15 protein-coding genes are annotated in these 17043 nt (G+C 68.9%); 13 read left to right on the top strand and 2 right to left on the bottom strand.

Annotated elements, in window-relative coordinates:
• Positions 1 to 346: 346 nt before the first annotated feature.
• Positions 347 to 1078 carry a CocE/NonD family hydrolase C-terminal non-catalytic domain-containing protein gene (locus ACH34S_RS24945; RefSeq protein ID WP_395955204.1) on the top strand — a complete coding sequence of 244 codons (732 nt, stop codon included), beginning with the start codon at positions 347 to 349 and terminating at the stop codon, positions 1076 to 1078.
• 86 nt (positions 1079 to 1164) lie between these two features.
• Positions 1165 to 2001, top strand: a complete 837-nt coding sequence (locus ACH34S_RS24940) for a VOC family protein (protein ID WP_395955203.1) — start codon at positions 1165 to 1167, stop codon at positions 1999 to 2001.
• Positions 2002 to 2234: 233 nt separating this feature from the next.
• Here ACH34S_RS24940 and ACH34S_RS24935 read toward each other — a convergent pair whose 3' ends face one another.
• Complete coding sequence (locus ACH34S_RS24935; RefSeq protein WP_395955202.1) at positions 2235 to 2552, bottom strand: TetR/AcrR family transcriptional regulator; 318 nt, start codon at positions 2550 to 2552, stop codon at positions 2235 to 2237.
• A gap of 277 nt (positions 2553 to 2829) precedes the next feature.
• On the opposite strand from ACH34S_RS24935, the gene ACH34S_RS24930 reads away from it, so the two are divergent.
• The 9 genes from ACH34S_RS24930 (at position 2830) to ACH34S_RS24890 (ending at position 14195) form a co-directional block, all read left to right on the top strand.
• The gene (locus ACH34S_RS24930) at positions 2830 to 3114 is read left to right on the top strand and encodes a DUF2637 domain-containing protein (protein WP_395955201.1); all 285 of its coding nucleotides are present in this window, start codon (positions 2830 to 2832) and stop codon (positions 3112 to 3114) included.
• A gap of 251 nt (positions 3115 to 3365) precedes the next feature.
• The gene (locus ACH34S_RS24925) at positions 3366 to 4625 is read left to right on the top strand and encodes an ROK family protein (RefSeq protein ID WP_395955200.1); all 1260 of its coding nucleotides are present in this window, start codon (positions 3366 to 3368) and stop codon (positions 4623 to 4625) included.
• 161 nt (positions 4626 to 4786) lie between these two features.
• Positions 4787 to 6379: an ABC transporter substrate-binding protein gene (locus ACH34S_RS24920; RefSeq protein ID WP_395955199.1), complete on the top strand. Its 1593-nt coding sequence runs from the start codon at positions 4787 to 4789 to the stop codon at positions 6377 to 6379.
• Between the two features lie 39 nt (positions 6380 to 6418).
• Entirely contained in the window at positions 6419 to 7360 is a 942-nt protein-coding gene (locus tag ACH34S_RS24915) for an ABC transporter permease (RefSeq protein ID WP_395955198.1), read from the top strand.
• Entirely contained in the window at positions 7357 to 9312 is a 1956-nt protein-coding gene (locus ACH34S_RS24910) for a dipeptide/oligopeptide/nickel ABC transporter permease/ATP-binding protein (RefSeq protein ID WP_395955197.1), read from the top strand. Before ACH34S_RS24915 ends, ACH34S_RS24910 begins: the two co-directional genes overlap by 4 nt.
• The gene (locus ACH34S_RS24905; RefSeq protein WP_395955196.1) at positions 9309 to 10127 is read left to right on the top strand and encodes an ABC transporter ATP-binding protein; all 819 of its coding nucleotides are present in this window, start codon (positions 9309 to 9311) and stop codon (positions 10125 to 10127) included. The genes ACH34S_RS24910 and ACH34S_RS24905 overlap by 4 nt, the downstream gene beginning before the upstream one ends.
• Positions 10109 to 11650, top strand: a complete 1542-nt coding sequence (locus ACH34S_RS24900) for a carboxylesterase/lipase family protein (RefSeq protein WP_395955195.1) — start codon at positions 10109 to 10111, stop codon at positions 11648 to 11650. Before ACH34S_RS24905 ends, ACH34S_RS24900 begins: the two co-directional genes overlap by 19 nt.
• Positions 11647 to 12702 (top strand): alpha/beta hydrolase fold domain-containing protein, encoded by a 1056-nt coding sequence (locus ACH34S_RS24895; protein WP_395955194.1) that lies wholly within the window; start codon positions 11647 to 11649, stop codon positions 12700 to 12702. Before ACH34S_RS24900 ends, ACH34S_RS24895 begins: the two co-directional genes overlap by 4 nt.
• Positions 12699 to 14195 (top strand): CocE/NonD family hydrolase, encoded by a 1497-nt coding sequence (locus ACH34S_RS24890; RefSeq protein WP_395955193.1) that lies wholly within the window; start codon positions 12699 to 12701, stop codon positions 14193 to 14195. Before ACH34S_RS24895 ends, ACH34S_RS24890 begins: the two co-directional genes overlap by 4 nt.
• A gap of 55 nt (positions 14196 to 14250) precedes the next feature.
• Here ACH34S_RS24890 and ACH34S_RS24885 read toward each other — a convergent pair whose 3' ends face one another.
• Positions 14251 to 15264, bottom strand: coding sequence for an Lrp/AsnC family transcriptional regulator (locus ACH34S_RS24885; RefSeq protein ID WP_395955192.1), 1014 nt, complete (start codon positions 15262 to 15264; stop codon positions 14251 to 14253).
• Positions 15265 to 15390: 126 nt separating this feature from the next.
• Here ACH34S_RS24885 and ACH34S_RS24880 point away from each other — a divergent pair, with 126 nt between their 5' ends.
• Positions 15391 to 15582, top strand: a complete 192-nt coding sequence (locus ACH34S_RS24880; protein ID WP_395955191.1) for a hypothetical protein — start codon at positions 15391 to 15393, stop codon at positions 15580 to 15582.
• On the top strand, positions 15582 to 17039 hold the full coding sequence (locus ACH34S_RS24875; RefSeq protein WP_395955190.1) for a sodium:solute symporter: 1458 nt from the start codon (positions 15582 to 15584) through the stop codon (positions 17037 to 17039). The genes ACH34S_RS24880 and ACH34S_RS24875 overlap by 1 nt, the downstream gene beginning before the upstream one ends.
• Positions 17040 to 17043 lie beyond the last annotated feature (4 nt).

Below are 17043 nucleotides of genomic sequence, written 5' to 3'. Positions count from 1 at the left end.
CAGCAGGCGGTCCCGAAGCGGTGCCCAGCGTCTAGTCAAACAGGCTGGCCTCAATGGGCGTCTCGGCCAGGCTAAAGCGCAATAGCCACGCCGTACCCCATCCGTACGATTCCCGAATGCGACATCAGAGCGGCAGGGAGCGCGGATACCTTGCGGCTAAGGTCCCCGGAGCTGCACTGGGCAGGGCGAGCGCGGATCGATGCCGCGCTGGAAGGCACCTCCGAACGCGTTCCAGATCGCCTTTGAGGACCGCCTGGCCCCGATTAGCAAATGACATCTCAACAACCGAGATCAGCCGTTAAGATGACACACCCGGCCGGTCACCTCGGTCACATGGACGCGCACCATGGTCGTCTCTCCGACGCGAGTGTTCCCGCAGTTTGGGCAGATCGCGTCCATGCTCGTCGTCAAGAAGTCGGCGGCCCGCCAAACTCCGAACCGTGACCTGCCGGGTTTGAGTCTATTGAAGTGGGCCTCCACGGCCAGCGTCCTCGTGTTGGCTGGCATCGCCGCAGTGATCAGTTATAAGCACATGTATCAGCTGGTGCTGCGGTACGGAGAGACGTCGTGGACGGCGGCGCTGCTGCCCACCCAGGTTCAGCTGATGGTGGACGTCTCGACGAACTCCGGTTGGCGGCTATGGGGAGAGGCGACCACGTTCGACTCAGAGCCCTGCCGGGAGCCGGTGCGCCTGCTCGGACCGGTGGCGTTGCACGCGGTGCTGGCCGCCGAGGGCTGCTCCGACTTCGACCTCAATGCGCGGCTGTCGATCGTGAAGGCCGACGGCAGCGTCCGGCAACTGACCGAAGGGCGGCTCCGCGCATCGCACCGTGCGCTCGACGAGGGCCGCAGCGAGTCGGCGCCCGGCGGCGAGGTCGTCCTGCCCTGGCACCCGCACGAGGCGGCTGAACCTGTGCCGGATGCTCCTACCGGAGACCGTCCTCCTCCTCCCACACACCGCGATGGCCGGGCCGGAGACGGGCTGAACGTCCGCGCCTTGGCGCCCAGAATGGATTCGCGCTGTTCGCTACTGCCAGAGATCGACTGGCAACGTGACGTAGATCAATCGGTGGAATGATCAACCATTGTTTGGTGCGGAGCGGGATTTTCGGGCGTGTCGTGCGCCGCGTACGGTTGAGGTGTGCGATGGGGGAGGTTAGTGCGATGCCGCAGGTGAGCGGGCATCCTGAGAGGTGGCCGTGCTGGATCGAGCTGGCAACGCCGAACCTGACGGGGTCCCAGCGATTCTACCGGCGCCTGTTCGGCTGGGACTGCTACACCCTCACCCTCACTGGGCAGGGTGAGGTGGAGGTCTTCACCCTGGGGGGCATCCAGGGCCCGGAGGTGGCCAGTGCACGGGTGCTGGCCGACGACACTCAGCCAGCGTCGTGGACCTGCTGGTTCCGCAGCGACGACCTCGAGGGCACGATCGCCGCGGTGCTGGCGGCGGGCGGGCTGGAACTGGCCGAACCCGACGATGTCGCCGACCTGGGCCGCTTCGCGTTGTGCGCCGACTCCCAAGGCGCCGATTTCGCCGTGTGGAGCCCCTACCATCTGGCCGGGGTGGGTGTGGTGGACGAGCCGTCCGCGCCGTGCTGGATCGAGTTGGCCGCTCGCGACGTGGCCGCGGCGCGCCGTTTCTACCAAGCGGTGTTCGGCTGGCGGCCGGTGGATCGCGGCGGTTACACCGAGTTCAAGGTCGGCGAGCAGTCGATGGCAGGCCTGCTGCCCCTAGGCCCGCGGCGCAGGGGACTGTGGCCAAAGAAGCCGTGGGCAAAGGACCAGCAACGGCCATCGCCGCACTGGATGCCGTATTTCGAGGTGGCCGACTGCGACGACGCTGCGGCCCGCGCCGTCGCGCTCGGCGCCACGGTCCAGATCGCGCCGACCGACGTCACAGTTGGACGGTTCGCCATCCTGACCGACCCCGGCGAGGCCCGGCTGGGCCTGATCACACCCAACGACCCCGAGGTCAGAGCCGGTTTTCGCCGACCCATCTGACTCTTCTCTGTTGTGGCCGATCTTAGCCGGGCACACCAACAGTTCCACCCGTGGCCGCGTCGATGCCCTTCTCGTTTCGCGAATCGATCGGGGGCGAGCAGTGAACACATCAGCGGGTCACGCGGTTGGCGTATGTCGGCGCCTGTGAGCTGCTGGTGCGGCAATTCAGGCACACCTCTGTCAGAAAGCCGAGTGCGACAGCACTGACCTCGGTGTCGGCTCCGCGGTGCCACTTAGGGCCTCTGAGAACGCTCAATGCCAGCGATCGCGGATGCCACGGTGTTGGCCCGCGCTCGCGCCGGCTCGTCCTTCTCGACGAGGTCGGGCAGTTGTTCTCCGACTTCGACGAGGAAGTCGTGCGCGAGCTGTCCTAGCAGTTCGAGCAGCACTGCCTCGCGTGATTCGAAGTAGCGCAGCACGTTCGACTTCGCCAGGCCGACGCGGCGGCTGAGCTCGTTGAGGCTCAAGGCGGAGACGGGCATCTCGGTCAGCATCGTCGCCGCGGTCTCCAGGATGGCCTGGCGCCTGATCTCGCGCTGGAAGGTGACCACGGTCCTGGCCCACCTGGCCCACGCTGCCGCGCTCATGCGGAGCATGGCCGAGGCCACCGGAATCCCGGCCGCACTGGGACTGTCCCAACTGGCCGACGGCACCCTCGCCCGACCCGGCGTCCACCCACCCGAAGCGATCATCGACCCGTGCCGATTCTTCACCGACCTGGCCCATCACGCCCCACCGCTCAAGGTGACGACAGAGACCTCCCACGAGCAGCCAGATTCAGGTTGCCGCCCGTCAGCACCCTGAAAGCGGAAGTCCTTTGCAGATCGGGTGATCCGGTGGGTTTCCACGGCCAGCGTCATCGTGCTGGCCGGGATCGCCGCAGTGATCAGCTACAAGCACATGTTCCACCTGGTTCTGCGATACGGAGAATCGTCCTGGACGGCGACGCTGTTGCCGGTGAGTGTGGACGGGATGATCGCGGTGGCCTCGATGTCCCCACCGGTCGGCTCCCGCCGGGGCCACCGCAGCGGGCTGCTGCCGTGGTCGCTGCTGGTGCTGGGTAGCGCCCCCAGCCTGGCCGCCAACGTCGCCGAACCATCGGTGGGCGGATGAGGCAGATCAGATATACCGCTGTGGAGAGTGCCGGGCGCGATGATTGCGCGTTCAAGGCGTTGCTTGTGTGGGCGGCGGCGTGTTCGACATGCCTCCGGAAGGCGACATCATTGTGGGAGATCTTGAGGCGACGACGGCGAGCAAGGCCGGGCAGGGACTCTCTTCGGGCAACCGGGTCAGACAGCTGGCTCGGGTCTTGCCCGCCCGAGTGCGGTGCCGGCCACGTACGCCTTCGGCTGCGCGAGCTCTCCGTGGGGCATGTCCTGGAGGAACCGGCGCTACGCTGTCGATTCAAAGCTTGTGGACATGAGCGAGGGGTTTGCGACATGGCGCCAACTGGCGGGGCGCTCGCGGAGCTGCGACGTACGAACCTGGAGAAGGTCGTTTCCGCACTGCGACAGGGCGGTACGTTGTCGCAGTCCGAGCTTGCGAGGGTGACGGGGCTGTCAGAGGCTACCGTTTCGAATCTTGTCCGTGTACTCGTTCAGGACGATCGAGTCAAACTCTCGAAGGGACGGCGGAACGGCCGGAGCGTCAACCTGGTCGAACTGGACGCGGCCGCCGAGGAACTGGTGCTGGCGGTCACCGTCGGGCGGGAGACGATCACGGCGGCGGCGGTCGACTACGAGGGCGCGATTCTGGTGGAGCGGTCGCGTCCGCGGGTCCCCGAGTCCCCGTACGACGAGGAACGGTGCATCCTCGTGAAGTTGATCGAGGAGCTGCGCGCCGTCGACGGGGTGTCGCCGCGGCCGATCGCCGGCGTGGGGTTGGCGCTGTGCGTCTCGATCGACCCGGTCTCGAACACCGTTCCGGAGGGGTTCGGGCACCGTCTGCCGGCGTTCGACCCTTCGTGGTATGGCGTCGACGTGACGGGTGAGCTGGGCGCTGAGATCGGCCTTCCGGTACGGCTGATTAATGATTGCGACGCCGCGCTGCTGGCCGAGGCACGGTGGGGAGCAGCGCGAGGTTGCCGGGACGCGCTCTACCTGCACCTGAGTTCCGGGGTCGGCGGCGCCATGCTGCTCGGCGGGCTCCTGTACCGCGGGGGGCCGGGCGGGATCGGGGAGCTCGGGCATTCCTCCACCGACACCAGCGGCCTGCTCTGCGTTTGCGGGAACCGTGGCTGTCTGGAGACGAAGGTTGGCGGGCCGACGCTGTTGAGCCACGTCGCGTCCCTTCACGGGGACGACCTCACCCTCGGCCGGCTCGCCGAGCTGGCTCGTTCCGGCGATCCAGGGTGCGTCCGGATCGTCTCGGACGCGGCGCAGGACATCGTCGCCGGGTTGGCGAACGTCGTCGCGGTGCTCGCGCCCCAGCGCTTCATCTTGGGCGGTGAGCTGGCGGACGCCGGGAGCGCGCTCCTGGATCCGGTCAGCCGCGGGATGCAGCGGATGGCGAGCCCGCGCAACTGGCGTGGATGCGTTGCCCTGGCCGAACTCGGCGGGCAGGCCATAGCGCGCGGAGCGGCGCGGTTCGCCTTCGAAAGCTCCGCGAATGTCTTCAGCCTTTGAACTGTAGATCCTGATTTCACTTTTTATTCTTTTAGACCTTGCGGTGGCGGTCAGACCCGTCTTACGGTGTGCGGACGGTAACTGACCTGCAATGAAGTGGCATCGGCCCTGGTTGCGTGTGAGTCGCTACCCCTCGATTGGCTTCAAAGCATGGAGAGATCGTGGTCGACAAGAAGTTCCACCGATCGGCATTGCCGCGCCGTGTCCGCACGGCTTGGATCCTGGGCGTCGCCCTGCTGGGGGCCGCGTTGGCCGCCTGCGGAGGCGGTGGCGCCACGGGCAGGCCCGCGGCGCAGAGTCCCGAGACGCTGACCATCGCGGTCGCGGCGCCGCCGCAGAGTCTGAACCCCGCACTGGCGGGTAACGGCGACCCCCTGATCATCCCGGTGGAACTGGCGTACGACCCGCTGATCTACCTCAAGCCCGACGGAAGCCTCGCCCCCGGACTGGCGACCAAGTGGGGATACGTCGGCTCCGGCAACAAGGTCTTCGACCTGACACTGCGCTCAGGCGTGAAGTTCAGCGACGGATCGAGCTTGACCGCGCAGGGAGTGGCGGACTACTTCGCCTACTTCGCCAAGGCCGGGGGCCTCGGTGCCTCTCGCGTTCAGAACTTCGAGAAGGTCGCCGTCACCGGGCCGCTGAGCCTGCGGATAACGCTGAGATCGGCGAACCCCGAACTGGCGTACATCCTGACCCAGGGCTTCGCCATCGGCGACGTGATCAGCCCGAACGGCCTCAGGGACCCGAACAAGCTCGGCACCTCCACCGCCGGAGCCGGTCAGTACGTGCTGGACGCCGGCGAGAGCGTCACCAACCAGACGTACGTGTTCACCCCGAACCCGAATTACTGGAACCCCAAGGCGATCAACTGGAAGAAGGTCGTCGTCAAGGTCATCACCGACTCCAACGCCGCCCTCGGCGCAATGCGCGCCGGCCAGGTCGACTACATGATCAGCAACAGCAAGGGCGCCGACGCCGCGAAACAGGCGGGCTTCAACGTGAGCACCTGGCCGTACCTGTTCGGTCACATCCAGCTCTTCGACCGCGGCGGAACGCAGGTCAAGGCGCTCGGCGACGTCCGGGTCCGGCAGGCGCTCAACCATGCGATCGACCGGAAGGCGCTGGTCAAGGCGCTTTTCGGAAAGTACGCCTCCCCGAGCGACCAGATCCTCCTGCCCAAGGCGGACGGATACGACGCATCGCTGGACGGCCACTACACCTACGATCCCGCCAAGGCGAAAAGCCTGCTCAAGCAGGCCGGCTACCCCAACGGGTTCTCGCTGGTCATGGCGGCCTACAACCTGCAGCCGGGGGAGACCGACGCTGCCCAGGCCGTCGCCGGCTACTGGTCGAAGATCGGTGTCAACGCCAAGATCGAGGTCCCGGTCAGCATCAGTGCCTACACCAGCGGCCTCACCAGCAAGAAATACCAGGCCCAGATGTTCGAATACGGCGGCCTGCCGATGTATCTCGTGGCCGATCAATTGCTCAGCACCGGAAGCCTGTTCAACCCGTTCAACAACAGCAATCCGGAAATCACGGGGCTGATGCGCGAAGGAGCCGCCGCCGACGACGCGTCGCGCCCGGCGATCTACAAGCGACTGCAGAAGGTCCTCGTGGAACAGGCATGGTTCGTTCCCTTCGCGAGCATCGACAAGGTCACGGTCTCGCGCCCCGGACTCCAAGGCGTCACATCCACGCCGAGGGGCCTCGACCCCAATCCGGTGTTCTTCACCGCGGCCAAGAGCTGAACCCTCTTGCCACGTCATCGCTGAAGGGAGGAATGCCCGATGATACGCATCCTGGTGCGCAGGCTTCTGCTGTCCGTGCCGCTGTTGTTCGTGGTGTCGATCGTGGTCTTCGTCCTGCAGTCGCTGATTCCAGGTGATGCCGCCAGCCAGTTGGCGGGTCTGCAGGCGACGCGGGCGGACGTCCAGCGGCTGCGGGAGCAGCTCAGTCTCGACGAGCCGGTCTGGGTGCAGTACTGGCACTGGCTCGACGGCGTGTTCCACGGCTCGCTCGGCACCTCGCTGACGAACAAGGAGGCGGTGACGGCCGCGCTGGGCACGAGGCTTCCCGTGACGCTTTCCCTCGTGCTCGGCGCGACGCTCCTCGCCACCGTGCTCGGCGTCGTCCTGGGTGTGTTCAGCAGCAGGGCCGGTCCGCTGGCCGGGCGCATGGTCGGCCTGCTCAGCATCGGCGGTCTCGCGGTTCCGAGCTTCTGGCTGGGCCTGCTGCTGATCTCGCTGATGAGCGTCAAGCTCGGACTCCTCCCTGCGACCGGATACGTCAAGTTCGCGGATTCTCCGAGCGGATGGGCGCAATCGCTGCTGCTCCCCGTCGTCGCGCTCGCCCTGGCCGGAGTGACGGCGATCGCGAAGCAGACGAGGGAGGCGATGCTCGACGTGCTGCGCCGCCCCTACATCGACAATCTGCGGGCCAACGGCGTCCCCGAACGGAGCATCGTGTTCAAGCACGCGCTGCGCAGCGCGGCCATCCCGATCTGCACGATGTCGAGCATCCTGCTGGTCGGCGCGCTCGGCGGATCGATCGTGATCGAGCAGGTCTTCGGGCTCCCCGGGCTGGGCAGCCTGGCGGTCAGCGCGACCGGTTCGAAGGACATTCCGGTCATCCAAGGTGTCGCCGTGTACTTCACGCTGCTGGTCGTCGCCGCCAACCTCCTGACCGACATCGCGTACCTGCTGATCGACCCCCGGGTGCGAGCCTCATGACCGCCATCACCAGGACGGAGCCCGCCACCAGCGCCCCATCCGGGCGCCCGGGCCTGGCGCGCCGCCTGCTTCGCCGTCCGCTCGCGGCGGGCGCGCTCCTCTACCTGGTCGCCGTCGTCGTCCTCGCGGTCTGCGCGCCGATCCTCGCCCCGCACGGGCCTCAGGAAGGCGATCTCGCCCACGTCCTCGCGACGCCGTCGGCCGACCACTGGCTCGGCACGGACTCGCTGGGACGGGACATCACCTCCCGCCTGATGTACGGAGCGCGTCCGGCACTGGTCGGCGTTCTCGTGACCGTCCTGGTCGCGGCCGCCATCGCGGTCCCGGTCGGGCTGGCGGCGGCGCTGGCCGGCGTCGCGGACCGGACCGTGTCGCCGCTGGTGGACCTGCTCATGTCGATCCCGGCGATCGTGGTGCTGCTGATGGTGCTGGCGACCTTCGACCAGAGCCTCGTCGCCGCCATGGCCGCGCTCGGCGTGCTCACCGCGCCCGGCCTCGTCCGCGTCGTCCGCGCCGCCGCGCTGACCGTGGCCGGGGAGCCGTACGTCGCCGCCGCCCGCGTGTACGGGTTCGGCTGGTTCACCATCGCGCTCCGTCACGTGCTGCCGCGCATCGCCGGCCCCGTTCTGGTCAACCTGTCGCTCGTTGCCGCGACCGCACTGCTCACCGAGACCGGGTTGAACTTCCTCGGCCTGGGAGTGCACCTGCCGGAGGCGAGCTGGGGCGGCATGGTCGCCGACGCCTCGGCGGTGATGAGCCAGCAGAACTGGATGCTGGTCCCGACCGGCGCGGTCGTCGCTTGCACGGTGATCGCACTGGTGCTGCTCGGTGACGGCATCAGGGACGCGACGGCGGAGGGCTGGGCGCGTCCGGCCGCCCGCGCACGGACCAAGGCGTCCCGCGACGCCGTGCGGGGAGGGAGGTCCGATCGGCCGGAGGGCGGCGTCGCACCGGCGGACCGGCCGCCGATCCTGCTGCGCGTCGACGGCCTGACCGTCGCGTTCCCCGGAGCCGACGGGCGGCCGGTGCCGGTGATCGAGGACGTGTCGTTCGAACTGGGCGCCGGGGAGACGCTGGGCATCGTCGGCGAGTCGGGATGCGGAAAGACGATGACGGGGCGCGCCGTCCTCGGCCTGCTGCCCGACGGCGCGCGCGTCATCGGCGGCTCGGTCCTGGTCGACGGCGCTGACGCCGCCGTCATGAGCCGACACGAACGCGCCGGGCTGCGCGGCTCGACGATCGCGTTCATCTCCCAGGAACCGATGGCGGCCCTGGACCCGCTGTTCACCGTGGGCGGCCACATCGCGGAAGCCGTCCGCACCCACACCGGGGCTGGACGGGCCCAGGCCCGCGAACGCGCCGTCCAACTGCTCGACCAGGTTCGCCTGCCCGATCCGGACCAGGTCGCGAAGCTGTACCCGCACCAGCTGTCCGGCGGCATGGCGCAGCGCGTCGCCATCGCGCTCGCGCTCGCGGGCGGGCCCAAGCTGCTGATCGCCGACGAGCCGACCACCGCGCTCGACGTGACCGTCCAGGCGGAGATCCTGCGGTTGCTGCGCGCGTTGCAACGGGAGACGGGGATGGCGATCCTGTTGATCAGCCATGACTGGGGAGCGGTCGGCGAACTCTGCGAACGGACCCTGGTCATGTACGCGGGCCAGGTCGTGGAATCAGGACCGACCGCGACGATCATCACGGTGCCGCAGCACCCCTACAGCGAGGGCCTGCTGGCCGCCAATCCCCAACTCGGCACTCCGGGTGTGGCGCTCCGCGTCATGCCGGGCGGCGTCCCGTCGCCGGGCGAGTGGCCGCTGGGCTGTCACTTCGCGGCCCGCTGCCCCCACGTGATGGACGAATGCAGCACGCACCCGATCGCCGTGGCGGGGACGGACGAGCACGCCGGCCGCTGCCTGCGGGTGGTGCCCTCGCTGAAGATCGAGGCCAGACCATGACCGAGCCGCTGCTGTCGATCGACGACCTCACCGTGCGGTACCCGCGCCGGCGCGGCGAGCCGGTGATCGCGCTGGACGGCGTCTCACTCACCGCCGGGCACGGACGCACCGTCGGCCTGGTCGGGGAGTCCGGCTCCGGAAAGTCGACGCTCGGCAAGGCGATTCTCGGCCTGGTACCGGTGGCCGGCGGGTCGATCACCTTCGACGGCCGGGACATCACTCGGGCCGGGCGGCGCGAACGCCGGGAGCTGAGCGGTCAGATCCAGGTGGTGTTCCAGGACCCGTACGGCTCACTGAACCCGGTCAAACCGATCGGCCGGACGCTCAGCGAGCCGCTGCGCGTCCAGCGGACCCTCGGCATGCGCGACGTCCGGGCCCGGGTGCTCGAAGCGCTGGAGCGCGTCGGTCTCCCGGCCACGGCGGCGGACCGCTACCCGGCCGAGTTCTCCGGCGGCCAGCGGCAGCGCATAGCGATCGCCCGCGCCGTGGTCATGCGGCCGCGGCTGATCGTCTGCGACGAGCCGGTGAGCGCCCTCGACCTCTCCCTGCAAGCGCAGATCCTCAATTTGTTCAACGAGCTCAAGGCCGACCTCGGCGTCGCCTACCTGTTCATCTCGCACGATCTCGGCGTGGTCCGGTACCTCGCCGACGACCTGGTCGTCCTGTACCGCGGCTCCGTCGTCGAATCCGGCGCCACCCAGCCGGTGTACGACCGTCCCCGCGCGGACTACACCAAGCGGCTCATCGCCGCGATCCCCAGGGCCACCCAGATCACGCCACACGAGAAAGCTCCTTCATGCAGCAGCGAGTCATAGTCGACACCACGTCCGGGAAGGTCGGCGGCGTCCGGCATCGCGGGGTCGCGTCGTTTCTCGGCGTCCCGTACGGCGCGCCCACCGGCGGCGCGGCGCGGTTCCGGCCACCGGAGCCGGCGAAGCCGTGGCCCGGCGTCCGCGACGCGACGGTCTTCGGCCGCGCCGCGCCGCAGAACGACATCCGGCTGGCGGCGACCGGCTCGTGGGTCGAGGCGATCGACTACCTCTACCCGCGGACCGGCTCGGCGCTCGAAGGCGTCCCGATGGGTGAGGACTGCCTGGTCCTCAACGTCTGGACGCCGGAGGCGACGCCGCCAGGACGGCGGCCGGTCATGGTGTGGCTCCACGGCGGCGGCTACCAGCACGGCGCCGGCTCCGAGTCGATGTTCCTGGGCGATCGCCTCGCCCGGCTCGGCGACGTCGTCGTGGTCACCGTCAACCACCGGTTGGGGATCTTCGGCTATCTGGCCCTGGAGTCGCTTCTCGGCGCGGAGTTCGAGGACGCTGGCATCGCCGGGCTGCTCGACCTCGTGCTCGCCCTCGAATGGGTGCGTGACAACATCGACGGTTTCGGCGGCGACCCCGGCAACGTCACCGTGTTCGGCCAGTCGGGCGGCGGCGACAAGGTACGCATCCTGATGTCGATGCCGTCCGCGTCCGGCCTGTTCCACAGGGCGATCATCCAGAGTTCGCCGGGCCCGCTGGCGACGTCCGCGGAGGCCGCCCATGACCTCGCCGCGAAGGCCGTGCGTCTCTCCGGGCTGAGCCCGTCCAGGGCCCGGGAGCTGACCACCTGGGACACCGGGCCGCTCCTCGAACTCCAGCGCGCCCTCACCGGAGACGTCATGGGCGGCTTCACCCTCGACCAGGACCTTCTGGACGCAGCCCACGCGTCCTTCGCGCCCCACCTCGACCCATCGCCCGCTCCGGACGGCGCCGGGGTTCCCGTCCTCGTCGGCCACACCAGCCACGACGCCTCGCTCATCCTGTGCAACGCGCCGGAGTACGCGACGTTCTCCGATTCGCAACTGCGCGCTTGGACGGAAGGCCGGTTCGACATCAGCGCTGACGCCCTCGCCACCGCCTACCAGGACCGGGTGGGCCCCGAACCGGCGCGGCTGCGCCTGGCCCGGATCGTCACCGACACGACCTTCGCACCGGCCGCGATCGACCTCGCTTCGCAGTTGTCGGCGAGCCGGACCGTCTACTGCTACGAGTTCGCCTACCGGACGCCGATCCTCGGCGGGCTGCTCGGAGCGACGCACAGCCTCGACCTGCCGTTCGTCTTCCACAACGCCGAACTGTCACCGCTCGCGGGCGACCGCGGCGACCGTGGTGAGGTCTCCACGCGCATGGCATTGGCGTGGACGTCCTTCGCACGGAACGGCGAACCCGGGCATGCCGACATTCCGACCTGGGAGCCCTACACCCCGGAAACGCGAGCGACGATGTACATCGACAGCACCTGGAGCCGGCAGACGGGCCAGGACCCGCGCGACCTTCCGACCAGGTCCCGCGTATGACCGGCGCACTCACAGCAGAACCGCCGCCGAGCGAACCGGGCCTGCCGCCGAGCGAACCGGGCCTGCCGCCGAGCGAGCCGGGCCTGCCGCCGAGCGAGCCGGGCCTGCCGCCGCGTCCCCGGCGGATCACCGGCACGGCACCGCCCCACGACCTGTACGCGGACGCCGTGGTGGCGCGGATCCCCGGCTACCGCGACCTGACGCTCGACCTGCTGCGCCCGGTCGGCGCCGAGCCGGTCCCGCTCGTCGTCTGGATCCACGGTGGCGCCTATCTCGGCGGCACGCACCGGGAGATGCCCCCGCCGCTGCAGGCGGCCTGCCTCGACGAGCACCTGCTCGGCGCCGGTTTCGCCGTCGCGCACGCGAGCTACCGCTTCAGCGGGGAGGCGCGGTTCCCTGCCCAGATACTGGACATCCGCGCGGCGCTCCGCTGGCTGCGCCGTCATTCCGGCGAACTCGGAATCGACGCGACACGCTTCGGCGTTTGGGGCGAATCCGCGGGCGGCCATCTGGCGGCACTGGCCTGCCTGGCGCCGGACGCCCCATTCACCGGCGACGACGACGGAGCCTCGCGCGGCGTCGAGGAGGGAGTGCCGGTCGGCGGGGCGGCCGTGCAAGCGGGAGTCGTCTGGTACGCGCCGAGCGACTTCCGCACGATGCAGGGCCAGTCCGGCCCGGACGCGGTCATCGACCACGACGCCGCCGACGCGCCCGAGGGCCTGCTGCTGGGTGCGGCGATTCCGGCGGCGCCGGCCGCCGCCCAGGCCGCCAGTCCGGTGACCTACGCGCACGCCGGAGCGCCGCCGCTGCTACTGGCACATGGAGCCGCGGACCGGGTGGTCCCGGTCGGGCAGAGCGAGCAGTTGCACCGCGCGCTCGACGGTTGCGGCGCGGACAGCCGCCTCACGATCGTCCCCGGGGCGGACCACTGTTTCCTCGGCGTCGACGTCGAGCCCCTGGTCGCGCAGGCGGTGGCGTTCTTCGCCGAGAAATTGGGCGTGGTCCCTGCGGGAGAGGCCCCGCCATTGATTGAAGGTGAGGATTCGCGTTGACGGAAACCGCGCATGCCTGCCAGATTCCCCAGCCGCTGCTGCTCGCCGTCGAGATGAGCGACGGGGCACGCCTTTCGGTGCTCCGCTATCCGTCGTCGACCGGCGCACCGGCCCCGGCGGTCGTGGTGATCACCCCGTACCGCAAGGAATCGGCGATGCACATGGAATTGCTCGCCCGCCCCATCGCCGAAGGCTACGAGGTGCTCGTGGCGGATGTCCGCGGCTTCGGCGGCTCCACCGGGGCCTACAGCGGTGTCCTGTCGCCGCGTGAGATCGACGATGGCGTGGAATTGCTGGAATGGATCGCCGCCGCCGATTTCTGCACCGGCCGGACCGCCCTGGTCGGAGGCTCCTACTCGGGACTGAACCAGCTGCTGATCGCGCAACGCGAACCCCGGGGCCTGCGCTGCATCGCACCGTGGGTGGCGCCCGCCGACACCTACCGCGACATGTGGAAACGCGGCGGCATCCCCTCGCACACCGCCTGGGGCGCGGGCGTGTTCCTGAACAGCCAGCGCCCCGAAGCCCAGGCGGACATCCTGCGAGCGTTCTACCAGGACATCGTCGGCGCCGAGTTCGACGGCGACCTCTTCCGGGCCAGTTCGGCCGACCTTGCCTCGATCCGCACTCCCGCCTTCTTCGGAACCGGCTGGTTCGACTATTTCCTGGCGGGGACCGTCCGCGCGTTCCGGTCGCTGTCCGGCCCCAAGCGCCTGCAAATCGGCCCGTGGAGCCATGAACCGTTCCTCAGCGAGGAACGACGGCTGGAACTGTCGCGATGGCTCGGCTACTGGCTGCGCGACATCGGTGAGAACCCCTGCACGCCCGACGACAACGCCGTTCTGTGGTGCGTTGGGGCAGACGAATTCCACCCGCGCGGAGGATGGCCCGCCACCTCCGATATCGACTGGTGGCGATGGGCGCCCGTCGGCGAACCGACCGCGATACCGATCCTGCCGTCGATCACCAGCGTGCCGCCCCCGCCCCCCACCCAGGTTCACCTGATGGTGGACGTTTCGACGAACTCCGGTTGGCGGCTGTGGGGAGAGGCCGTCACGTTCGACTCAGAGCCTTGCCGGGAGCCGGTGCGCCTGTTCGGACCGGTGGCGTTGCATGCGGTGCTGGCCGCCGAGGGCTGCTCCGACTTCGATCTCAATGCGCGACTGTCGATCGTGAGGGCCGACGGCAGCGTCCGGCAACTGGCCGAAGGGCGGCTTCGTGCGTCGCACCGCGCGCTCGACGAGGATCGCAGTGAGCATTCGCGCGGCGGCGAGGTCGTCCTGCCGTGGCACCCGCACGAGGCGGCTGAACCGGTGCCGGATGGCGAACCGGTGCGGCTCGTGGTCGAGATCTACCCGATCTACCTGCAACTGTCGCCCGGAGAACGGCTGCGGCTGGGGCTGACCCTCTCCAGAAGCGACGACAGCGACGTCCCGGCCGACGCGATGCTCCTACCGGAGACCGTCCTCCTCCTCCCACACACCGTGTCCTAACCGGAGACGGCCTGAACGTACCCGCCGGGTCTCCAGGACGGATTCGCGCTGTTCGCTACTGCCAGAGATCAACTGGCACGTGGCGTACGGCCCGTCCGGCTTCGTCCAGGATCCAGCCCATGCGCTTGGTGTTGGCCAGGGTGAGCGACCGTCCGATGACGGTCACTTCGGGAAAGCGTTGGGAGATGAATGATTCCAGGCGGTGGCTATCGGGAATTGAGCGAACCCAGCCGTTGATGACCAGGTTGTGTTGTGAGGTCACTGAAGCGCACATGCGTACCTCGGGAATCGCCGCGATGGCCGGGCCGATCCGGTCGAGGGCGTCGGACGCCACGGTGGCATGGTAGGTGACGAAAACCGGGTACGGTGACACGCCTTGCGCGAGTTCGCAGCGTGCCATGACGATCTTGTTCTGCAGGAGCCGGTTCATTCGGCGCCGTACCGTCGATTCGCTCATTCCGGCGAGGTCGGCGAGGTCGGTGTAATTCATGCGTCCGTCCGCGCCGAGTGCGAGGAGTATTTTCCGGTCTTCGTCGTCCGGGGTGATCAGCGGCATGCCGTCGGCATGGGCGATGGAATCGCGGATCAGTTCGCGCTGGTCCTTGCTGATGGCGCCGATCTCCCAGCTCGACCCCTCGGTGAAGAACCGGGTGACGACGTGGCTGTGGACGGCGCTGACCCCCGCGAGGCGTCCGATGTCGGCGTGCAGCCGGGGAAGCGCGGCGAGTCCGGACGTCATCACCGTCAGCAGCAGATCCTGCCGGCCGGATGCGTACTCGATGCTGGCCACGCAGGGCATCTCGGCGAGCTTGCCGGTGACATGGGGGATCTGGGCCGGGACGCAGTCGACGTCCACGAAGGCGAGGCAATGGTCTTGGTAGACGAACGGTCCGCCGTAGGCGGTGACCCAGGCCAGGCCCCCGGCGCGTAGTCGTTGCCAGCGGCGCGCGGCGGTGATGGGGCTGATCTCGATCGCCTTGGCGATCACGGCCCACGGCGCGCGTGGAGCGACCTGGAGTGCATTGACCAACGCCAGGTCGAGCTCATCCAGCTTGGCGGAATCCTTCATGATGAGGCTGGCTCCGACGATTTCTTTAAGTTTGTTCTGTATTTGCGTCGCAGAGTCTCATGCTAACGGCACTGTTTGGCACTGGCCCAGGTCAGATGCCTTGTCGGCACTGTTACGGAGGCCCTCGTGCGCCTTGCATCGCTCGTCCTCGCCGTGCCCGTGGTGGCCATGGTCGCGACCGTGTGGCTGCCCTTCGTCAACGGCCCGCACCTGTGGTTCGGGCTTCCCTCGATGCTGGTGTGGTCGGTCGGGTGGATCCTCGCGGTGACGCCCGCGCTGGCCTTCGTCGAGCGGCGCCGCGGGGCGGGTGACCGCTGATGTCGGTCATTCTCACGGTGGCGCTCGCCGGGATGGTCGTCATCGGCGCCATCGGTCTCCTTGGCCGTCGCAGGCCCGCCGCGAACCTGGAGGAGTGGAGCGTCGGCGGGCGCAACTTCGGGTCGCTCACCACCTGGGTCCTCCAGGCGGGTGAGATCTACACGACCTTCACCTTCCTCGGCCTCGCCGGGCTGGCCTACACCGCGGGCGTCGCCGTCACCTACGCGCTGCCCTACCTCCCGATGGCCTACATCGGGCTGTACTTCATCGCCCCGAAGGTGTGGCGGATCGGACGTGACAGAGGGCACGTCACGCAGGGCGACTTCTTCGCCGACCGCTACCGCAGCCCCCTGCTCGGACGCCTCACCGCCGCGCTCGGCGTCGTGTTCCTGCTGCCGTACCTGCAACTACAGATCGTCGGCCTCGGACTGGTCGTCGGCCTGGTGACCGGGGACGAAACGGCCGGCGACGCCGCGATGATCGTCGCGTCGGTGCTGGTCACCGCGTTCGTGCTGTGGTCGGGAATCAACGGCGTCGCCAAGACGGCCTATCTCAAGGACGCGCTGATGCTCATCATCCTCGTCGTCCTCCTGATCGCCGTTCCGGCCCATTACGGCGGCTTCGGCGAGATCGGCGGCAAGCTCCTGGACGACCACGCGGCACTGCTCTCGGTGCCGGACGCCGGCACGCACAACAAGGTGTGGTTCTTCACCGCGATGGTGACCAGCTTGATCAGCGTGTTCTTCCTGACGATGCCGCAGCAATGGCCGGCCGTGCTGTCGGCCAGGAACGAGAAATCGCTGCGCCGCAACAGCATCTGGATGCCCGTTTACGGCGCCACCCAGGCGATTCCCATCCTCCTCGGGCTGGTGGCCATCGCGGTGCTCACCGCGCCCGCCGAGGCGAACGGAGTGCTGCTGACCCTGGTGTCGAAAACGTTCCCGGACTGGCTGGTCGGCCTGGTCGCGGTGGCCGTGGCCGCGACCGCCATGGTGCCCGCGGCCGCGATCGTCCTGGGAATGTCCACGATGGTCACCCGCAACGTGCTCGCCGTGCGCGGCACCCGGTCGGGGTTGCTGGTGAACTACGCCACGGTGATCGCCGCCGTCGCCGTGGCCCTCGTCCTGGGAATCGCGCGGCCGGACGCGCTGGCGAACCTGCTGCTGCTCACCTACGGCGGGCTGGCGCAGATGGCACCCGCGACGGCCTGCGCTCTGGTGCGCCGCGCCCGGCCTCGGTCGACCTCGGTCATCGCCGGGATCGTCGCCGGTGAGGCCGTGCTGGTGTGGCTGACGTTCGCCGCCGACTACAAGGGCGCCTTCAACTCCGGGCTCATCGCGCTCGGCTGCAACCTCCTCGTCGCCATCGTCGTCGAGGCGGGGTTGCGGGTTCACCGCGGCCGTACGTCCCGAACCGCCGGACCGGAGAAGGGACCCGAGGCCGTGTACGCGCCGTGATCTC

The organism is Actinomadura sp. 3N508, assembly GCF_044326375.1.
Classification (GTDB): Bacteria; Actinomycetota; Actinomycetes; order Streptosporangiales; family Streptosporangiaceae; genus Spirillospora.
This window is presented reverse-complemented; position numbering and strand designations above follow the sequence as displayed.

Coding starts and splice junctions, on each gene's coding strand:
- ACH34S_RS24875 (WP_395955190.1), top strand. CDS start 15,582: ATGTCGGTCATTCTCACGGTGGCGCTCGCCGGGATGGTCGTCATCGGC.
- ACH34S_RS24900 (WP_395955195.1), top strand. CDS start 10,109: ATGCAGCAGCGAGTCATAGTCGACACCACGTCCGGGAAGGTCGGCGGC.
- ACH34S_RS24905 (WP_395955196.1), top strand. CDS start 9,309: ATGACCGAGCCGCTGCTGTCGATCGACGACCTCACCGTGCGGTACCCG.
- ACH34S_RS24915 (WP_395955198.1), top strand. CDS start 6,419: ATGATACGCATCCTGGTGCGCAGGCTTCTGCTGTCCGTGCCGCTGTTG.
- ACH34S_RS24895 (WP_395955194.1), top strand. CDS start 11,647: ATGACCGGCGCACTCACAGCAGAACCGCCGCCGAGCGAACCGGGCCTG.
- ACH34S_RS24885 (WP_395955192.1), bottom strand. CDS start 15,264: ATGAAGGATTCCGCCAAGCTGGATGAGCTCGACCTGGCGTTGGTCAAT.
- ACH34S_RS24910 (WP_395955197.1), top strand. CDS start 7,357: ATGACCGCCATCACCAGGACGGAGCCCGCCACCAGCGCCCCATCCGGG.
- ACH34S_RS24940 (WP_395955203.1), top strand. CDS start 1,165: ATGCCGCAGGTGAGCGGGCATCCTGAGAGGTGGCCGTGCTGGATCGAG.
- ACH34S_RS24945 (WP_395955204.1), top strand. CDS start 347: ATGGTCGTCTCTCCGACGCGAGTGTTCCCGCAGTTTGGGCAGATCGCG.